This window comes from Variovorax sp. RA8 (assembly GCF_901827175.1).
GTDB lineage: Bacteria > Pseudomonadota > Gammaproteobacteria > Burkholderiales > Burkholderiaceae_C > Variovorax.
The window spans coordinates 925,342-943,990 of the sequence record NZ_LR594662.1 but is presented as its reverse complement, the minus strand read 5'-3'; the positions used below and the strand labels follow the sequence as shown (position 1 = coordinate 943,990).

Here is an 18,649-nt window from a genome sequence, read left to right as displayed (position 1 = left end):
AAACAATGGCTTCCATCTCCCTCAAGAACGTCTCGGTCAACTTCCCCATCTACGGCGCAGGCGCCGCATCGTTGAAGAAGACGCTGGCCGCCTCCGTCACCGGCGGGCGCTTCGGCAAGGAGACCGGCGTCAACGTGGTGCAGGCGCTGAGCAACATCAACCTGGAGCTCAAGAGCGGCGACCGCCTCGGCCTGGTGGGCCACAACGGCGCGGGCAAGTCGACGCTGCTGCGCACGCTGGCGGGCGTCTACGAGCCGTCCGCGGGAGAGTTCGTCCGCCAGGGCACCGTCTCCAGCCTGATCGATCCTGCGCTCGGCATCGAGCACGATGCCACCGGCATCGAGAACATCATGCTGCGCGGACTGGTGATGGGCATGAGCAAGAAGCAGATCGACGCGCTCACGCCCGAGATCTGCGAGTTCAGCGGGCTGGGCGAATACGTCAACATGCCGGTGCGCACCTATTCCACCGGCATGCTGATGCGCCTGGCCTTCTCGATCTCGACCAGCGTCCAGGCCGACATCCTGCTGATGGACGAGTGGCTCTCGGTGGGCGACGCCGAGTTCACCGAGAAGGCCGAGCAGCGGATGAAGGACGTGGTGGCCAAGTCCGGCATCCTGGTGCTGGCCTCGCACTCGCCCGACCTGATCGCGAAGGAGTGCAACCGCGTGATCCACCTGGAGCACGGGCGGATCGTCGACCGGTCTTCGAGCGAACCCGTCAGCCAGCCGCTCGCCGCCGCAGCGATCTGATCTCCTCGAGCCGGGCGGCGATCCGCCGGCCCGCGGCGTCCAGCGACAGATTGGCTTCGGCGCTCGCCTTGCCGCGCACCCCCACCTCCCGCGCCCAGGCCTGGTTGTCGTAGACGCGGCGCATGAGCTGCGCAGCGTGCTCGATCGACGGTTCGGCCCACTCCAGGTCCGCGTCGTAGGGCGGAATAGGCTTGCCCAGCTTCACCAGCTTGTAGGGGACGAGCAGGCTGTTGCTGTCGTCCATGAAGTCCACGTTGCCGGAGAAGTTGGTGGCGATCACCGGCTTGCCCATGAGCATGGCCTCGGCCATCGTCAGGCCGAGGCCTTCGCTGCGGTGGAGGGAGACGTAGGCATCGCAGGCGTCCATGAGGGAGAGGACTTCGTCGGGACTCAGGACCTGGTCGATGATGGTGATATTGGCGCCGGCGGCGGCATCGCGCAGTTCCTGCATCTGCGCCGGATGGCGGTCGCCGTAGGAGCTCTTGAGCACCAGGCGCACGGGTTCGTCCGGCCGGAAAGCCTGCTTGAAGGCGCAGATCAGCCCCTTCGGATTCTTGCGCTCCATCACGCTCATCATGTGATACGTGAAGAGGAAGGTGAAGGGCCCCTCCTCCAGTCCGAAGTAGCTCTTGCCGCGCTTCGCATAGGGCGCCAGCTTGACGCCGGGGAAGAGGGTGCGAACCGGAACGGAAAGCCGCTCCCGCAGTCCACGGGCAACAAACTCGGTCGCGGCCCACACCTCGTCGACCTTCTCGGCATGCCCGATCCATGACTCGGGGATGGAGTCGAACTCCCAGTACCAGTAGCCGATGCGATAGGTTCGGGGGCTGCGCTCGAACAGGTGGGCGCGCTGGTAGGCCTCGTCGAAGAAGGGTTCGGGCTGGGTGTGGATGATGGTGACGTCGTGCACCTCCATGCCGTGAAAGTCGACGTGATGGGGGTCATCCTTGGCGTCGGTCCACACGTCGCGCAATGATGCGGACACCCCGACGCGTCCCATGGCTTCGACCATGGATTCGGCGGAGACGCGCAGCCCGGAGGCATAGCAGAAGTGGCCCATCATGTTGACGCCGGGACGGACGAGCTCACGAGCGACGGAGCTTGCATCGAGGCGGGCGCACCAGATGCGGGCTGCATCGGACAGGCGCGCTGCCGGCGACAACAGCCAATCGAGCAGCGCGCGCCCGGCGTCTTCATCCACCAACGCATCAGGATGGGCCGCGCGCCACATGTCGCGAGCCCAGTACGCCGTTCGGACCTGCAATGCCGGCTTCTCCCAATCTGGCCAAGTTGACGAATCGACCCAGCGGCCCGAGGCGCCGTACTCGGACGCGAACCAGGCGCAAAAGGCCTCGCGCCCGAAGACCGTGAGGCCATCGGGGTGCAGTTCCTGCCATGCAGGCGTGAAGGAATAAGCCAGCATCAGCTCGCGCGCCGGGTTCTGCGCCGCCTGCAAAAACAGCCACCAGAGCTCTTCGCGCCGCGAACCCTGTTCGCCGGCGCTGTGCCGCATGAGACATCGGAAAAGGCGCGGCATGCCGGCCGGGGTCAAGCCATGCGGCCACACGGGCGCCACCATCTGGTTGGCGAGCAGCGACTGCCGCGCGCGATCGGCCATGCCGGCATCCAGTACGTCCAGCATCAGCTCCAACGCCGCCTCGCCGAGGTGCAGTTCGGCTGCACCTTCGTTCTGCAACCAACGCGCGAAGTCGGTCTGCCGGTTGCCCTCGAGCGCAAGCGGGTAACGCGATCGCAGGTCGCCGCGCTTGCGCCACAGGTCGATCAGGAAGCGCGCGGCCGACCAACCGTCCGTTACGTCCTGAGGCGCCACGGGCGACCACAGGATGCTGTCCAGGGGCAATCCGCCCGCATTGCACACCGCCGCATCGTCAAACAGATCGAGGGGCTCGACCGCAGGAATCGGGATTCCTCTCTCGCGCGACGCGCGCCGCATCCGCTCTGCGTCGACCAGGAGCGCGAACTCGGTCGCGCGCGCCTGTGCTTCCGCACGCTGGCGCAGGAACTCCAGGCGCTCACCCATGCGCCAAGGCGTGGCAAGCCACCAGGCGCCCTTGGCAACGCGCCGCGCATAGCGTCTCAAAATCTGTTCAGCCATGACACTGGAGAAAGTCGCTGTACGCGTTGCTGAGACCAACGTCGAGCGGTGTCCGGGCTTTCCAGCCAAGGGAGCGAAGCCGCGCCACGTCCAGCAGCTTGCGCGGCGTACCGTCCGGCTTGGAGGCGTCCAGCTTGAGCTCGCCCGCGTAGCCAACCGTCGCCTTCACGCGTTCGGCCACCTCGCGGATGGTCACGTCCTCGCCCACGCCGATGTTGATCAGGGGCGTCGCGTCCGCACGGGTGAGCTCGGCGAAGCGCTCCTCGGGGAGTTCCAGCAGGAAGAGGATCGCCTCCCCGAGATCGGAGGAATACATGAATTCCCTGCGCGGCGTGCCGGAGCCCCAGACGACCACCTCGGGATCGCCCTTGATCTTGGCTTCATGAAAGCGGCGGATCAGCGCGGGCAGCACATGCGAGTGCTCGGGGTGGTAGTTGTCGCCCGGGCCGTACATGTTGGTGGGCATGGCGGCCAGGTAGCGTGTGCCGTACTGGCGATTGAAGGCCCAGCAGGATTCCACGCCAGCGATCTTGCCCAGCGCGTAAGGGCGATTGGTGGGCTCCAGCGGGCCGGTCAGGAGGTAGTCCTCCTTGATGGGCTGCGGACAGTCGCGCGGATAAATGCACGACGAGCCGAGGAAGATCATTCGATCGATCCCGGCCTCGTGAGCCGCGTCGAAGACGTTGAGCTGGATGCGCAGGTTGTTGTGCAGGAAGTCGACCGGAAAATTCGAGTTGGCCAGGATGCCTCCTACCTTGGCCGCGCACATCACGACATGGTCGGGGCGGTGCTCCAGGAAGAACGCCCGGGTGGCGTCGCGGTCTTCGAGATCCAGCTCGGCATGCGTGCGCGTGACGATCTCGTAGTCAGGCCGATCACTCAGCGCCTGCAGGGTGGCAGTGCCGACGAGCCCTCTGTGGCCGGCAACGAATACCTTTTTCTTTTCCATCGTGGATTTCATGAACTTCGAACAGGTGCGATGAAGGGTAGCGCATCGCCACCCTCAACGGCCGACCAGTTGCCGGGCCAGGCGGATCATCGGATACCAGATGAAACGCGTGGATCGGAAGAACGCGTGGCGCTGGGAGAGGGCCCGCAAACGCGCCATCGGTGAGGCGACGGGCTGGGCGGCGTCGGGCGGAGGCTCCGAGGGGGCGCCCGCCACGAACGGGTGCTGGTATCGCCCGGCGTAGAGGGCCTCGCTGGGCGTGAGAATGAAGCGCACGAGCTCTTCCTCGGCGCTCTCCCACGCTGCGCGGCCGGCAATCGTGCTTTCCCTGGCTCGCTGGCCCAACCGGGCAAGCTCGGAGAAATCCAGCGGCTTCGGATTGTGGATGTCGAAGAGCAGGCCATTGAGACCGGGCAGGATGTATTCGTTCATGGTGCCCTGGTTGGGTGCCACGACGCATTGCCCCCGCCCCATGGCCTCAAGGAAGGACTGGCCGATTCCCTCCTCCACGCGCGGTGCGAAATAGACGTTGGCACGTTCCATCACGGCATGGAGATCCGCCTTGTGCTCGAACCACGTGGAGGTCGTGATGTGATGCCTTTCGATGTCTTCATCAGAAGGCAGCTGCGGCGCCGGTGTGCCGGGATCGGTCGCGAGATGGATGTGGAAGCTGTCGAAGCGAACGCCCCCGATGAGCTGGCGAATGGTCTTCCACGGCAACTGCAGCTCCCGGCGCAGCCAGAAGAAGCCATGGAGGCCGTTTCGCCCGGAGGCTGGCGACGCGGTGACGGGCTGGTAGTAGCGAACGAAGTGGCTCGCGATGCCGAAAGCAGTCGTCATCGACTGCAGGGCGTTCGAGAAGTTGAGCACCTTCGAGCCTTGGAATGGCTCCCAGAACGCCGAGAGGTTGTAGATCGGCCCTTGCCACAGCCCAAACTGGTCGAGCATCGGGATGTACACGACATTCGGATGGTATCGTCTGAAGTACGCCCCCTCCGGTCGACAGAAGGACTGGAACATGATCACCACGTCATACGGGGCGACATCGCTCCAGGCCACGGCCTTGCCACCCTGCCAAGCGTCGTCCCAGAAATTGTCGACGACGTGCCCGTGACGGCTCAGGATCTCCGGAAGAAATTCTGTCGAGCGTGTGGTTCGATGGAACGAGTGGTCGATATAGGCAATTCGGGCCACGTCGCTCATCCTCTCAGGCGCCGATACCCGCGCGCGGCAGCGCCGTAGAGGCCGGGATGCTTGTGGAGAATGCTCTTGGCGAGTTCCTTGACCGACCGCCTGAAGCTCGGCACCGCAGGCGCCTGGGCCGGAGGTGCCGGCTGAGTCGCAACGGCCGCATCGACCGGGTGTTGCAGCGTCGCCATCGCTGCCCAGCCGAGAGCGCTCACGAAATCAGGCTTGCTCTCATGGGCCGCGAACACCCTGCGCAGAAACTGCGTGTGGTTATTTGGACGGCTGCCCTCGTCCGCCGAGAAGGCCCCCGTGAACATGAAGAAGCTGTGATAGAGCCCGCTCACTTCGACTGGCGAGAGAAAATCGAAGCGCTCGCTCACAACGCGCATGCAATCCATGCTGTGCTGGCGCTGATCACTGGACGTGCCCCCCAGCGAATAATTCACCGTGGGCTCCTTGGTGTAGACGAACTTCGAGCCCGATTCCAGGCACGTCATGATCCACTTGAAATCCGCGGCGATCTTGTAGGAGCTGTCGTAGGGGCCGGAGCGCTCGTAGGCAGCACGGGTGGCATAGATGCCGTTGTGGCAATCGTTGGCGCAGATGAAATAGCTGCCGGGATGGACGAACGCAGGATGCCATTCGTGGAGGATGTCGCGATCGCGCACCAGTGCAGCCGTCATCAGCAGTGCGGGCTCTTCGAACATTCCATGCATGCGGCGCACGGCAATCTCGGCGGCGTGCGGCTCGAGCCAATCATCGGAGTTAAGAACGCAGATCAGCTGTCCCCTGGCTAGCGGGACAGCCTTGTTGACCGCGTCGTACAAGCCGGCGTCGGGCTCGGACACGTAGTAGTCGAGGCGATGCGCGTACTCGAGGATGACGTCCAGGGTGCCGTCGGTCGAGGCACCATCCAGCACGATGTGCTCGACGTTGCCATAGGTCTGGTGCTGAACACTCTCGATGGTCCGCGCCAGCGTGGCCTTGTTGTTGCGCACCACTGTCACGTAACTAACGAGCGGCGTGTCGGACGTGCCGAACTTCGAATGGCCCTGCGTGCGCAAGCCGCCCTCTGGTCGATCGGCCGGCGTGGCCGTGGAGATCGGCAGGCGCTCAGACCATATGGGCCATGCCGCATCCGCGCGATTCGAGAGTGGTGCCCCATGGGCGGCAAAGCTGGGCCCGAGGCTGCCATTCCTGTAGCCGAAGAAGCTGGCCTCGGGCATGCTGTCGACGCTGACGGCAGCCAACCCTTCCGGCGTCGCCGGAAGAACCGTGGCCCGGCGCTTCAGGTTTGGGGGCCGAGCGGCGTGTCGTTCGTAAGCGGCAGACAGGGTGTCCATGACGATTTCAGCGCAGCGATCCCAGTTGAAGAGCAAGGCCCTTTGCATACCCCTGCGGGAAAGCTCCTCCCTCAACGCACCAGAATCTGAAATCTGCTGGATGGCCTGCACCACGCCCTGCGCATCGTCGGCATCCAGCATCACGCCTGCACCACCCACGACCTCCGGGAGCGACGAATTGTCAGCGCAGATCACAGGCGCGCCGCAAGCCATCGCCTCCAGCGGGGGTAGGCCGAATCCTTCGTAGCGTGACAGGTAGATGAAGCAAAGTGCATCACTGTAGAGCGCAGACAGGTCTTCATCGGCCACAAAGCCCGTCAGGACGATGCGATCACGCCATCGACCAGCCGCTGCCAGCGCGGCATCGAGCTTCTCAAGCTTCCAGCCGGACATGCCGGCTAGCACCAGACGCATGGGGCTGCCTTCGTGCTGCTCGAGATACCGTACGAAGGCGTTCACCACCTGGTCCAGGTTCTTCCGGATCTCCAGCGTTGCCAAGCTCAGCACATACGGCACCTCGCTGGGAATGCCGTACTTCGCCCGCATCGAAGACCGCACTTCCGGATCACCGCAGGGTTTGAAGCGTGAGCCCGCGGCCAGGGGAATCAAGGTGACCTGCCCGGGGCTCAATTCGGGGCGATAGGCCAGCAACTCCTTCTTCGTGTGCTCGGAGTTCACGAAAATCACGGTGCGCTCATCCAGGCTTTCAATGATCGCCCGCACTTCCGCGGACGCCTCCTGGCTGAAGTACTCGGGCCGGTAGATCGCGATCAGATCATGGATGATGTGCGCCTTAAGCACGTGGTGGTCATCGAGCCACTGAGGCGGCGCCACGCCGAAAGGTGAAAGAAGAATGTCTGCGCTGGCGGAAGGGGGCGAAAGGCTGCCGTCGAGCACTACGCCTGGCAGCCTGTTTGTGGCGATGTACTCGCCGGCCTTGGCTTCATCGCCCGGCCTGACAAGCAGGCGCGGGCTGAACCGCGGAGAAGCGGCCAGCCGCCCATAGAGCTCATCGCAGACGCGATAAACGCCCGTCTTCACACCCTGTGCGAGCACATACATGTCCAGCGCCAGGCGTGGTGTCATCTTATTCATCATCGAAAAGGTCCAAGCCAACGTGCGGGGTACGGACGAACGACGACGTTCGCACACCGCACGCACCTCCCACTGCGACGCATCCGACTGGGACACAAGGCACAGCACACCGAGCTCCTGCCCGGTCAAAATCAAAAATATCGGACGAAATGTATCGAGCGGTACGGAGCGTGCACGGGTGCTCCAGCGCGCGGGGCGCCGATGCATCGTTGAATCGAGCCACTGGATGTCCCTGCAATCCAGAGCCGCCGCCTATTCGCCTCTTCGGCACCCCCGCGATTTTAAGTCGACGCGGAAAGGCCTAGATCTCCAAGTCGCAGCCCGGCGGAAAAGGGAGCGCCAGGGCTTTAGGGCAAAATCCCAGGGTTCAGCGCCAAGCAGATGGCGCACCTGTATCTATCGGAAGGACCTCATGAAGAAACGTGCTGTAGTCACGGGCATTACCGGCCAGGATGGTGCTTACCTTGCCGAGCTCTTGCTGACCAAGGGCTATGTTGTGTACGGCACGTATCGTCGGACCAGCTCCGTCAACTTCTGGCGCATCGAGGAGCTTGGCATTCAGGACCACCCCGACCTGCACCTGATCGAATACGACCTGACCGACCTCGGCAGTTCACTGACCTTGATGAAGGAAGCGGCCCCCGACGAGGTCTACAACCTGGCCGCGCAGAGCTTTGTCGGCGTCAGCTTCAACCAACCCGACGCCACCGCCCAGATCACCGCGATGGGCGCCTTGCATCTGCTCGAAGCCATTCGGCTCACCAATCCGAAAATCCGCTTCTACCAGGCCTCCACCTCCGAGATGTTCGGCAAGGTGCAGGCTATTCCCCAGGTGGAAGACACCCCCTTCTACCCCCGCAGCCCCTACGGCGTCGCCAAGCTGTTTGCCCACTGGATGACGATCAACTACCGCGAGAGCTACGACATCTTCGGCTGCAGCGGCATCCTCTTCAACCACGAAAGTCCCCTGCGCGGCCGCGAGTTCGTGACGCGCAAGATCACGGATGGGGTAGCCAAGATCAAGCTGGGCAAGTCCAGCGTGCTCGAGCTCGGCAATCTCGGCGCCAAGCGCGACTGGGGCTTTGCCAAGGAGTACGTCGAGGGCATGTGGATGATGTTGCAGGCCAAGGAGCCGGACAGCTTCGTGCTGGCGACCAACCGGACCGAGACGGTGCGCGAGTTCGTCGACATGGCTTTCAAGGCCGGCGGCTATGAGCTGCGATTCGAAGGCGAGGAACAGGCAGAGGTCGGCATCGACGTGAAGAGCGGCAAGACGCTGGTACGGGTGAACCCCAAGTACTACCGACCCGCGGAAGTCGATCTTTTGATCGGCAATCCGGCACGGGCAAAGGAGAAATTGGGCTGGGAGCCGAAGACCACCCTGGAGGAGCTGTGCACGATGATGGTCGAGGCAGATCTGCGCCGGAATGCGGAAGGACGCTCCTTCTAGGGGTTGTGATGGACTGGGCCCATGACGAAAGCCAGACCCGCCAGTTCGCATGCGGTCTGGGCTTCTTCATCCCCCTCGTGCCGCCCGCGTCCTGTGGAACAGGTCCCGCTGCAGTGCCGGTGCCCCGGTTCGACAACAGCTAGGTCGATGCACGCTTGGCCCAGGAAAACGGCCAGGATCATCTTCGATGAACAACACAGAACGAACAGGGCCCGACATCCGCGTGGCGCTCACTGCTGCTGCCCGTGAGCTGTCGCCTGAGCCGATTGAAGCCGGGCCCGAGCAGAAGCCGTCGAGCTCGTCGTTCGCAAAGGCAGTCCTTGGCGGATGGGCAAGCGGCGGCGGAGGGCCGTCGATCAAGGCACGTCTGCGGTCGGCGGTCGGGAGGCTGTACCGCGCCGCGAAGCCGGTGCTCCGGCCGGCAGCCTTTCGCCTGCGGGCCTACCTCGTCGCGCCGCTCCTCACCGAAATCCAAGGGGCCGGACAGGAGCGCCACCGCGCCATCTTTGGCGGACTGCACTCCCTGCGCCTGCTGATCGAGCACAACAAGCAATCGCAGCGAGACGAACTGGCGTCGGTCGGCCTGCAGGTCATTCAAGAAACCCAGTTCGCTCTAGAGTTGTTGACGCAGACCCAGAACCAGCGGCAGCAACGTCTCGAAACGTTCCTGGCAGATTTCGAACGCACCCATAAGGCGGTCGTGACCCGGCTGGAAGGTATCGAGGAGGCGTTCACGGCTCGCCTGGAGCGTACCGACGCGGAGTTCACGGCTCGGCTAGAGCGCATCGAACAGTATGCGTACGCATCGGCCCGGCGCGTGGCCGTTCCCGGCGCGCCCGGGGAAGTACTGGTTCGCTCATCGGTGGGCTATTTGCTTTGCCCGGCGTCCGACTATCCGCTGTTGGCAACTCTTGTCGATGCGGGTGAGCTTGATGCCGAAGTGGGGACGCGTCTGCTTATTCAAAAGCTATTGCGGCCGGGAGAAACTTTTGTAGACATCGGCGCCAATATCGGCATGCATACGCTCGCTGCAGCAGCGGCGATGCAGGCACGCGGCCGCGTCATCGCGTTCGAACCGCATCCCATGACGCACGACCTGTTGCGCAAGTCTCTCGTGCTGAATGGCTTCGCCGGCATGACCGATACGCATCAGGTCGCTGCTTCCAACCGGTCGGGACGCCTCCCGCTCCATCTCGGAGCTACGTGTGGACACCACTCGCTCTACCCGTTCGAAGATGCCGACCAAACCGCCACTACGATCGACGTGCCACTGGCCCGCATCGACGACATGATCGACGCCAGCACCTCGGTGGACCTGATCAAGATCGATGTCGAAGGCGCCGAACTCGATGTGATCGAGGGCGCGGCAGCCACGATCGGGCGCAACGCCGACGTAGGAATCATTGTGGAGTTCGGCCATTCGCATGTCCGCCGTACGGGCCGTTCCACGGGCGCCTGGCTGGGCGTGCTCCAGAAATTCGGCTTGGAGTTTCGTGCCATCGAGCCCACGAGCGGCTCATTGCTGGAGTGGACGCCCGAACAGCTTGAAGCGGTGGACTCCGTCAACCTCCTGTTTGCGCGACCGGCTTCGCAGGTCTGGGTTCGCGCACGAGGCGACGCGTGATGCCGGGAGTCATCGTCCTGGGCTCGGGTGGCCATGCCAAAGTCTGCATTGAACTGCTGCGCTCGGCAGGAGCATCTGTTGCTTATTGCATCGGTGCCCCTGAAAGCGGTAGTGAATGCCTGGACGTACCAGTTCTGCACGGCGATGAGTACCTGAAGGAGTTGCGCAGCCAGGGCTACGAAGAGGTGTTCGTTGCCATCGGAGCCAATGCCCTTCGCCAACGGCTGGCCGCGTTCGCGACCGGGCTCGGCTTCCGCCTCGTCAATGCCATCAGCCCGCGGGCCGTGATTTCGCCGACCGCGAAGATCGGAGTCGGCGTTGCAATCATGGCGGGCGCCGTCGTCAATGCCGAATGCGTGGTGGGCGACCTTGCCATCATCAACACCCTCGCGAGCGTCGACCACGATGGCCGGATCGGCAATGCGGTCCACATCGCACCCCATTGCGGACTCGCCGGCAATGTGACGGTCGGCGAGCGCAGCTTCCTGGGGGTGGGCTGCAAGGTGATTCAGGACATCACCATTGGCAACGATGTCCTGGCAGGAGCCGGATCAGTCATTGTCAAGAATGTCGAATTGAAATCAAGAGTTGCCGGCGTGCCGGCCAAAGTAATGAACAAGAGGGCATAGACCGATGGACCGCATTTCAGTAGCTCACCCGAAACTCGAAGGCAATGAACGGAAGTATGTCTTGGACTGCCTCGACACCAACTGGATTTCGTCCAACGGCAAGTACATTGCCGCCTTCGAAGAAGCCTTTGCCAAATTCTGCGGCGTGAAGCACGCCGTGGCGGCAAACAATGGCACGACCGCATTGCATCTCGCACTGGTTGCGCTTGGGCTGCAGCCCGGCGACGAGGTCATCATCCCGACGGTGACCTACATTGCAACCGCAAACGCCGTACGCTACTGCGGCGCTGTGCCGGTTCTGGTCGACGTCTGCGCCGACACGATGAACATCGATCCCGCAGAAGTCGCACGCAAGATCACGACCCGCACCCGGGGCATCATTCCCGTGCATCTCTACGGCCATCCGGCCGACATGAACGCACTCGCCTCCATCGCCAAGCAGCATAGCCTGTGGCTGCTCGAAGACGCGGCCGAGGCGCATGGTGCGGAGGTGAATGGCAAGCGCGTAGGCTCGCTGGGCGATTGCGCAACCTTCAGCTTCTTCGGCAACAAGATCGTGACCACCGGCGAAGGGGGCATGGTCACCACCAACGACGACGAACTGGCCAAACGACTGAGGCTCTACCGAGGCCAAGGGGTCGACCCCGAGCGCCGCTACTGGTTCCCGGTGGTAGGCTACAACTACCGGATGACCAACATCCAGGCTGCCATCGGCCTCGCACAGATGGAAACAGTGGATGCTGCGCTGGCCGATCGTCAGACGCTCGCGCGCATCTATGACGAGGCACTGGCCCCCCTGCGCGATTCGCTCGTGTTGCCCACCGTGCATCAGAACATGCACCACGTCTATTGGATGTACACGGTCTTCCTGCGCGAAGGTGACGAGACGCGACGCGACGCGGTCATGAAGGCGCTGGACAGCGACGGCATCGAGACACGCCCCGTTTTTCATCCGATGCATGTGTTGCCGCCTTACCGCGAGTCGACCGCCTACCCGGTCGCAGATGAATGGGCGCAGCGTGGAATGAACCTCCCTACCCACCAGTTCCTGACGCCGGCGGACATCAGCCGCGTAGCAGGCAGCCTCAAGCGGGCTTTGGCTCGATGAGGATTGCGCTCTGTTCGTCGTTCGTTCCTTTCGTCAATGGCGGCTACAGGAACATCGTCGAGTGGCTGGAGACGATGCTGCTCGAAGCCGGGCACGAGGTCGAACGGATATACCTGCCTGAGGTCGACTCCCCCGATCTGCTGTTCCGCCAGATGGCGGCGTTCCGGTTCGTCGATCTCTCGGCGGCAGACCGCCTCATCTGCTTCCGCCCGCAAGCGCACCTCATCCCTCATCCAAACAAGATCGTCTGGTTCATCCACCATCTGCGCGCCTTCTACGACCTCTGGGACACGGAGTACCGCGGGTTTCCCGACGACGTCAAGCACAGAGGAATCCGGGACGCACTGCGCGCGGCCGACACCGCGGCGCTGCGGGAGGCACGGCGTGTCTTTTCCAATTCCCGCGTGGTCGGCGATCGGCTCCTGCGCTTCAACGGCATCGAAAGCGAACCGCTCTTCCCGCCAGTGCTTCGTCCTGAGCGCTTTCGCTTCCGCGCCCTCAACGACGAGATCGTCTGCATCTGCCGAATCGAGCACCACAAGCGCCAGCAACTGCTGGTGGAAGCCTTGAAGTACTGCCGCACCCCTGTTCGGCTGCGGCTGTGCGGCATGAGTGCCGGCTCCGGCTTCTCGACTGAAGTGGCACGGTTGGCGGGCGTCTTTGGTGTGACTGATCGCGTGACGATCGATGACCGATGGATCACGGAAGATGAAAAGGCGGAACTACTGGCGGACTGCCTCGCGGCGGCGTACCTTCCCGTCGACGAAGACTCCTATGGCTATCCTTCGATCGAGGCGGCGCATGCCGGCAAAGCTGTGCTGACCACGAGCGATGCGGGTGGCGTGCTCGAGTTCGTGACGCATGGCGCCAATGGATTGGTGGCAGAGCCCGATCCCGCATCTGTGGCAAGCGCGATGGATCAGCTCTTCGAGGATCGCATCGCCACAAGGCGTCTCGGAGAAGCCGCCACCGCGCGCATCGCCGAAATGAACATCGCCTGGCCTCATGTGATCGAAAGGCTCTTGGCGTGAAGGTGCTTGTCGTCAACAACATGGCCCCTTTCGTGCGAGGCGGTGCCGAGTCGCTCGCGGAACATCTGCTGAAGAATCTCGAGATCGCCGGGCACCAGGCCGAGTTGCTCCGTGTGCCATTCCAATGGGAACCGGCCACGCGCATCCCGTCGCAGATGCTGATGGCGCGTTCGCTCGAGCTGCAGAACGTCGACCACGTCATCGCTCTCAAGTTTCCCGCCTATTTGATCCAGCATCCCCGCAAGACGCTCTGGTTGGTCCACCAGTACAGGCAGGCCTACGATCTCTATGACGCAGGCCAGACCAACCTGCCGGACGGACAGATCGGCGTCGATATCCGCAAGCTCATCAAGAATGCGGACGATGAATGTTTCAAGGGAGCACGGCGCATCTTCGCGATCTCCGACGTCACCCAACAGCGTCTTCGGCGTTACAACGGCCCGCATGCCGAGATACTGCGCGCACCGATCAACGATCCCGAGCGGTTCACAGGGGGGCCTTCCGAGGGCTACATCTTCGCAGGCGGACGTGTCAACGGCGCGAAACGCCAGCATCTGCTCGTCGAAGCCGTCGCGCATGCCTCGAAGCAGGTCCGGCTCATCGTCGGAGGCCCTCCTGATACTCCGGGGGACGCGCGGGTGCTACACGAAACAGTGGAGCGCCTGGGCCTCCAGGACCGCGTTCGCCTCGACCTGCGCTACCTCGGTCGTCAGGAGTATGCTGACTACATCAACGGGGCACTCGCCGTTGCCTCTCTGCCTTTCGACGAAGAGTCCTTCAGCTACGTTGCCATGGAGGCAGCTACCGCGGAAAAGGCCTTGCTCAGCACCACAGACAGTGGCGGCGTGCTGGGCCTTGCAAGACATCGCGAGACGGGCTGGGTTGTTGAGCCGACCGCCCAGGCGCTGGCTTCAGCTATCAGCGCCGTCTATGCAGACGTCACGCGCACGCGCAAGTTCGGCGTCGCCGCGAAGTCCCTTTGGGAAAGCCACGGCATTACCTGGCCCGCGACGGTTGCCGCCCTGATGTCATGAAGTTCATCCTGTTCAGTCCACTCGCCAACACGTCAGCTATAGGACGTGTCACGGCGCTGATTGCGCCGCCGCTGTTGGAGTTGGGGCATGAGCTGACGGTGGTGCGCACCGAGCAGGCCCATCTCCTTGGCGTGCCGCCGCATGCTGTGGCTGCACCGGTCATCGACTGGACGGACGAATCAGCAGTCAACGAAGCCGTCGAGGCTGCCGATGCCCTGGTGTACCAGATCGGCAACAGCTACGAGTACCACTGTGGCGGCCTGCATTGGCTTTCAAAGCATCCGGGCATCGTGTGCCTCCACGATTTCGTCGTTGCGCACCTGTTTGCCGCATGGGCCGAGACGCGTCGGGCACAGGCTGAGCAAGTGCTCGGCAGTTGGTACGGCGACGCCGTGCTTCGCGGCTTCTTCTCCGCCCGTGACCATCGAGAGTTCATCGACTCGGCAAGTCGCGATCATCCCATGACCGAGTGGGTCTGCGCCATGGCACACGGGGTGGTTTCCCACAGTCATTGGGGGATGCCTCGGGTCGTCCGATCCTGCGCGGGGCCGGTGCGCGTCGTACCCTTGGCCTACAACGCGCCGTCAGTCCTGTCCGTGGCCGATCAACCCGCCGGGTCCGAACCGGTGCAGATATTGACCGTCGGCCACGCCAACGTGAACAAGCGCATCGAGAGCGTGATTCGCGCCATCGGTTCAAGCGCCTTCTTGCGCAGCCGCGTCCAGTATCGACTGTGCGGTCTCATCGACCCGCGCTATGCGTTGGAGCTCGCACAGCTCGCACGCTCGCTCCGCGTTGTACTCACGATCACGGGCGAAGCGGAAGATGCCGTGCTGCAGGCAGCGATGAATGACGCCGACATCGTTTGCTGCCTGCGCTGGCCGAGCCTGGAGGCAGCATCCGCAACCGCGATAGAAGGCCTGCTCTATGGCAAGCCAGTGGTGGTCACCAACACCGGCTTCTACGGCGAACTGCCCGATAACTGCGTGTGCAAGATCTCACCGGATGACGAAATCGCTCAGTTGAGGTCAGTGATCGAGCAACTCATCAGCGACCCTTCGGCGCGACACGACATGGCGGCGCGAGGTCAGCACTGGGCACGGCAGACGTTCCGCGCGGATGGCTACGCCCGCGGCCTCGTCGAGATGTCGCAACTCGTCGCGACCGCGAGACCCATACTGGATATGGCGAACACTCTGTGCAGGCGGCTGGCCGATTGGGGCGCCTCGTCGACGTTGATCGATGCCGAGGAGATTGCCGGTCCGCTGGCGCTGTTTACAACCTCCCCGCGGGAAGCAGGCTCGCATTCCACCGGGCCTCTAAGTCAAGAAGGTACCAAGCCATGATCCCTCTCTTCTCAGCAAGTGCAGCCAACGCAGGTGTTAATCTCGAATCAGCCCTGATGCGAGTCGTCCAGAGCAACTGGTACGTCCTCGGCAGCGAGGTCAGCGCGTTCGAGAGGGAGTTTGCCGCGTACATCGGAACGGCCGAATGCGTGTCGCTTGCCAACGGCACAGATGCCCTCGAACTGGCCCTGCGCGCCGTCGGCGTTTCTGCCGGGGACCGGGTCGTCTGCGTCGCCAACGCCGGTTTCTATGGCAGTACCGCCATCCACGCCGTCGGCGCCACGCCGCTCTATGTCGACGTCGAGGAACGATCGCTCAACATGGCACCCGCCGCCCTGGCAGAAGCACTCCAGCACAAGCCCAAGGCGATCATCGTGACGCATCTCTATGGGCAACTCGCGGACATCGAGGCGCTCGCAAAATTGGCGCGGAAAGCCGGTGTGGCTGTGATCGAAGATTGCGCACAGGCACACGGAGCGACGCTAAAGGGGCGGCGCGCCGGGAGCTTCGGCGACGTCGGCTGCTTCAGCTTCTATCCGACCAAGAATCTGGGCGCGCTCGGAGACGGCGGCGCCGTGGTGTGCCACGAGCCCGAGATCGCACAAGCGGTGCGAACGCTTCGCCAGTACGGCTGGTCAACCAAATATCAAGTGTTGACGCCGCATGGCCGAAACAGCCGACTCGACGAGATCCAGGCGGCGGTCCTTCGCACCAAACTCCCGCGGCTGGACGCGTCGAATGACCAGCGCCGCAATATCGCAGTTCGGTACAACGCGGCTTTCGCAGACCTGCCACTTGCGCTTCCGCCCTCCACCGGCGACGACTACGTCGGTCATCTCTATGTCGTTCGTGTCGACTCACGCGAGGCGTTCAGGGAACATCTGCGATCGCATGAGGTATCGACCGACGTGCACTATCCCGTACCCGATCATCTGCAGCCCGCGTATCCCGCCGCGCAAGGCGCCGGTTCGCTGGAGTTCACCGAGCGAGCGTGCCGCACGGTTGTCTCGCTCCCGTGTTTCCCGGGTCTGTCGGAGAGCGAAGTTGTCCAGGTGATCCATGCCGTGCGCTCATTCTTCCCGCATTGAGGCGGAGCCGTGCTGACCCTCGTGATCCCCGTCTACCGGAACGAAGGCTCGATTCCGGACCTGCTGGACGCCGTCAGCGGCCTGCACCACGATCTTGATGGCCAGATCCAGGCCGTCTTCGTCATTGACGGCAGCCCCGACCGCAGCTTCGAGCTGTTGCGCGACGCACTGCCGGCGCGCCCCTTCGCCTCCAAGCTCGCGCTGCTGTCGCGCAACTTCGGATCCTTCTCGGCGATCCGCGCCGGCCTGGAGCTGTCGGAGACAGAGCGCTATGCGGTCATGGCCGCGGATCTGCAGGAGCCGCCGGAACTGGTGCTCGAGATGGACAAGGCGCTGCGCACCGAGCCGGTGGACGTGGTCGTCGGAACGCGCCAGGGGAGGGAGGATCCGTTGATGACCCGCCTGCCGGCGCAGCTCTTCTGGTGGCTCTACCGAAAGTACGTGGTGCCCGAGGTCCCTCCGGGGGGCGTCGATGTGTTCGGATGCAACCGCGAGTTTCGGGACAACCTGCTGCGACTCGACGAGCGCCACAGCTCTCTGATCGCTCAGCTCTTCTGGCTCGGCTTCCAGCGCAAGCTGATCTACTACTCGCGCAAGCCGCGCCAGCACGGCAAGTCGGCCTGGACTCTGCGCAAGAAGGTCAACTACCTAATGGACAGCGTGTTCTCGTTCACCGATCTGCCGATCCGGCTGCTGGTGCGCGTTGGCGGCGCGACAGCCATACTTGCAGGGCTGTTCGGAGTCATCGTCGCTATCGGTCGATTGATGGGTCTGATCGACGTGCCCGGCTATGCCATGACGATCCTCACCATCGTATTCCTGGGTGCCGTGAACCTGTTCGGGCTCGGCGTGGTGGGGGCTTACGCATGGCGCATTTACGAGAACACCAAGGGGCGGCCCCACACGGTCATGATGCGACTCCACGAATTCAACAAGAGAGCTTGAGCCATGGACTACTTCACTCATCCCAACGCGTTGTGCGAAAGCAGCCAGATCGGTCCCGGGACACGGGTGTGGGCATTCGCCCACGTGTTGCCGCAGGCGCGCGTCGGCGGCGACTGCAACATCTGCGACCACGTGTTCATCGAGAACGACGTAGTCATCGGTGACCGCGTCACGATCAAGTGCGGGGTGCAGGTGTGGGACGGCGTTCGCATTGAGGACGATGTTTTCATCGGGCCGAACGTCACCTTCACCAACGACATCTTTCCGCGCAGCAAGCAATATCCGGAAGTCTTTGGCCGCACCACCATTCAGACCGGGGCCTCACTGGGCGCGAATTCGACCATCCTGCCTGGCATCACCATCGGCCGTCACGCGATGATTGGCGCCGGTGCAGTGGTGACGCGCTCTGTGCCGCCGAATGCCATCGTCGTCGGGAATCCGGCGCGCATCACCGGATATGTCGATACCGACACGCATGCGGCGAGCACACATGACACCCAGGACATTGCCGCCCCGGGAGTCACGGTCACTTCCGTTACTGGCGTTACGCTGCACCAGTTGCGGGCGGTGCCGGATATGCGAGGCAGTCTTTCCGTGGGCGAGTTCGAGCGCGATATTCCGTTCAAGCCGATGCGCTACTTCATCGTCTACGACGTGCCGACTGCTGAAACTCGCGGGGAGCATGCGCACCACAAGTGCCACCAGTTCCTGATCGCGGTGAAAGGTGAGGTCAGCGTGGTCGCTGATGATGGAACCAGGCGCCAGGAATTCAAGCTCGACAGGCCTTCGGTGGGTATCTATCTGCCGCCGATGACGTGGGGCATCCAGTACCGCTACTCGTCGGACGCCGCGCTCCTGGTCTTCGCGTCCGAATACTACGACGGCAACGACTACATCAGGGATCATGCCGAGTTCCTGCGTCTGAAGGCCGCCGGGAAGGAGCGGAACTGA

15 protein-coding genes and 2 pseudogenes are annotated in these 18,649 nt (G+C 63.3%); 13 read left to right on the top strand and 4 right to left on the bottom strand.

Annotation, left to right across the window (positions count from 1 at the left end; genetic code table 11):
* The first annotated feature begins 5 nt into the window (after positions 1-5).
* Positions 6-752: an ABC transporter ATP-binding protein gene (locus E5P3_RS04530; protein ID WP_162584878.1), complete on the top strand. Its 747-nt coding sequence runs from the start codon at positions 6-8 to the stop codon at positions 750-752.
* Here E5P3_RS04530 and E5P3_RS04525 read toward each other — a convergent pair.
* The 4 genes from E5P3_RS04525 to E5P3_RS04510 are packed head-to-tail and all read right to left on the bottom strand — an operon-like array spanning position 721 to position 7,650.
* The gene (locus E5P3_RS04525) at positions 721-2,868 is read right to left on the bottom strand and encodes a glycosyltransferase family 4 protein (protein WP_162584877.1); all 2,148 of its coding nucleotides are present in this window, start codon (positions 2,866-2,868) and stop codon (positions 721-723) included. The genes E5P3_RS04530 and E5P3_RS04525 overlap by 32 nt on opposite strands.
* The gene (locus E5P3_RS04520; RefSeq protein ID WP_162584876.1) at positions 2,861-3,817 is read right to left on the bottom strand and encodes a GDP-L-fucose synthase family protein; all 957 of its coding nucleotides are present in this window, start codon (positions 3,815-3,817) and stop codon (positions 2,861-2,863) included. The genes E5P3_RS04525 and E5P3_RS04520 overlap by 8 nt, the downstream gene beginning before the upstream one ends.
* 54 nt (positions 3,818-3,871) lie before the next feature.
* Positions 3,872-5,020: a glycosyltransferase gene (locus E5P3_RS04515; RefSeq protein WP_162584875.1), complete on the bottom strand. Its 1,149-nt coding sequence runs from the start codon at positions 5,018-5,020 to the stop codon at positions 3,872-3,874.
* Positions 5,017-7,650, bottom strand: coding sequence for a glycosyltransferase (locus E5P3_RS04510; protein WP_162584874.1), 2,634 nt, complete (start codon positions 7,648-7,650; stop codon positions 5,017-5,019). The genes E5P3_RS04515 and E5P3_RS04510 overlap by 4 nt, the downstream gene beginning before the upstream one ends.
* Positions 7,651-7,855: 205 nt before the next feature.
* Between E5P3_RS04510 and gmd the strand changes: the two genes are divergently transcribed.
* From gmd to E5P3_RS36415, 12 genes and pseudogenes are all read left to right on the top strand, one after another.
* Positions 7,856-8,893, top strand: coding sequence for a GDP-mannose 4,6-dehydratase (gene gmd / locus E5P3_RS04505; RefSeq protein WP_162584873.1), 1,038 nt, complete (start codon positions 7,856-7,858; stop codon positions 8,891-8,893).
* Positions 8,894-9,080: 187 nt separating this feature from the next.
* Positions 9,081-10,517, top strand: a complete 1,437-nt coding sequence (locus E5P3_RS04500) for an FkbM family methyltransferase (RefSeq protein ID WP_162584872.1) — start codon at positions 9,081-9,083, stop codon at positions 10,515-10,517.
* On the top strand, positions 10,517-11,146 hold the full coding sequence (locus E5P3_RS04495; RefSeq protein ID WP_162584871.1) for an acetyltransferase: 630 nt from the start codon (positions 10,517-10,519) through the stop codon (positions 11,144-11,146). The genes E5P3_RS04500 and E5P3_RS04495 overlap by 1 nt, the downstream gene beginning before the upstream one ends.
* A 4-nt stretch (positions 11,147-11,150) precedes the next feature.
* Positions 11,151-12,254, top strand: a complete 1,104-nt coding sequence (locus E5P3_RS04490; RefSeq protein WP_162584870.1) for a DegT/DnrJ/EryC1/StrS family aminotransferase — start codon at positions 11,151-11,153, stop codon at positions 12,252-12,254.
* Positions 12,251-13,285 carry a glycosyltransferase family 4 protein gene (locus E5P3_RS04485; RefSeq protein WP_162584869.1) on the top strand — a complete coding sequence of 345 codons (1,035 nt, stop codon included), beginning with the start codon at positions 12,251-12,253 and terminating at the stop codon, positions 13,283-13,285. The genes E5P3_RS04490 and E5P3_RS04485 overlap by 4 nt, the downstream gene beginning before the upstream one ends.
* Entirely contained in the window at positions 13,282-14,319 is a 1,038-nt protein-coding gene (locus E5P3_RS04480) for a glycosyltransferase family 4 protein (RefSeq protein WP_162584868.1), read from the top strand. Before E5P3_RS04485 ends, E5P3_RS04480 begins: the two co-directional genes overlap by 4 nt.
* Positions 14,316-15,665 (top strand): glycosyltransferase family 4 protein, encoded by a 1,350-nt coding sequence (locus E5P3_RS04475; RefSeq protein WP_162584867.1) that lies wholly within the window; start codon positions 14,316-14,318, stop codon positions 15,663-15,665. The genes E5P3_RS04480 and E5P3_RS04475 overlap by 4 nt, the downstream gene beginning before the upstream one ends.
* On the top strand, positions 15,662-16,753 hold the full coding sequence (locus tag E5P3_RS04470) for a DegT/DnrJ/EryC1/StrS family aminotransferase (RefSeq protein ID WP_162584866.1): 1,092 nt from the start codon (positions 15,662-15,664) through the stop codon (positions 16,751-16,753). Before E5P3_RS04475 ends, E5P3_RS04470 begins: the two co-directional genes overlap by 4 nt.
* 9 nt (positions 16,754-16,762) lie before the next feature.
* Positions 16,763-17,698: a glycosyltransferase family 2 protein gene (locus E5P3_RS04465; protein ID WP_162584865.1), complete on the top strand. Its 936-nt coding sequence runs from the start codon at positions 16,763-16,765 to the stop codon at positions 17,696-17,698.
* Positions 17,699-17,701: 3 nt separating this feature from the next.
* A pseudogene (locus E5P3_RS36425) lies at positions 17,702-18,055 on the top strand (acyltransferase); the annotation flags it as partial.
* A pseudogene (locus E5P3_RS36420) lies at positions 18,041-18,157 on the top strand (WxcM-like domain-containing protein); the annotation flags it as partial. The pseudogenes E5P3_RS36425 and E5P3_RS36420, both read left to right, overlap by 15 nt.
* A complete protein-coding gene (locus E5P3_RS36415) occupies positions 18,146-18,649 on the top strand; it encodes a sugar 3,4-ketoisomerase (protein WP_443083279.1) in 504 nt (167 codons plus the stop codon). The pseudogene E5P3_RS36420 and the gene E5P3_RS36415, both read left to right, overlap by 12 nt.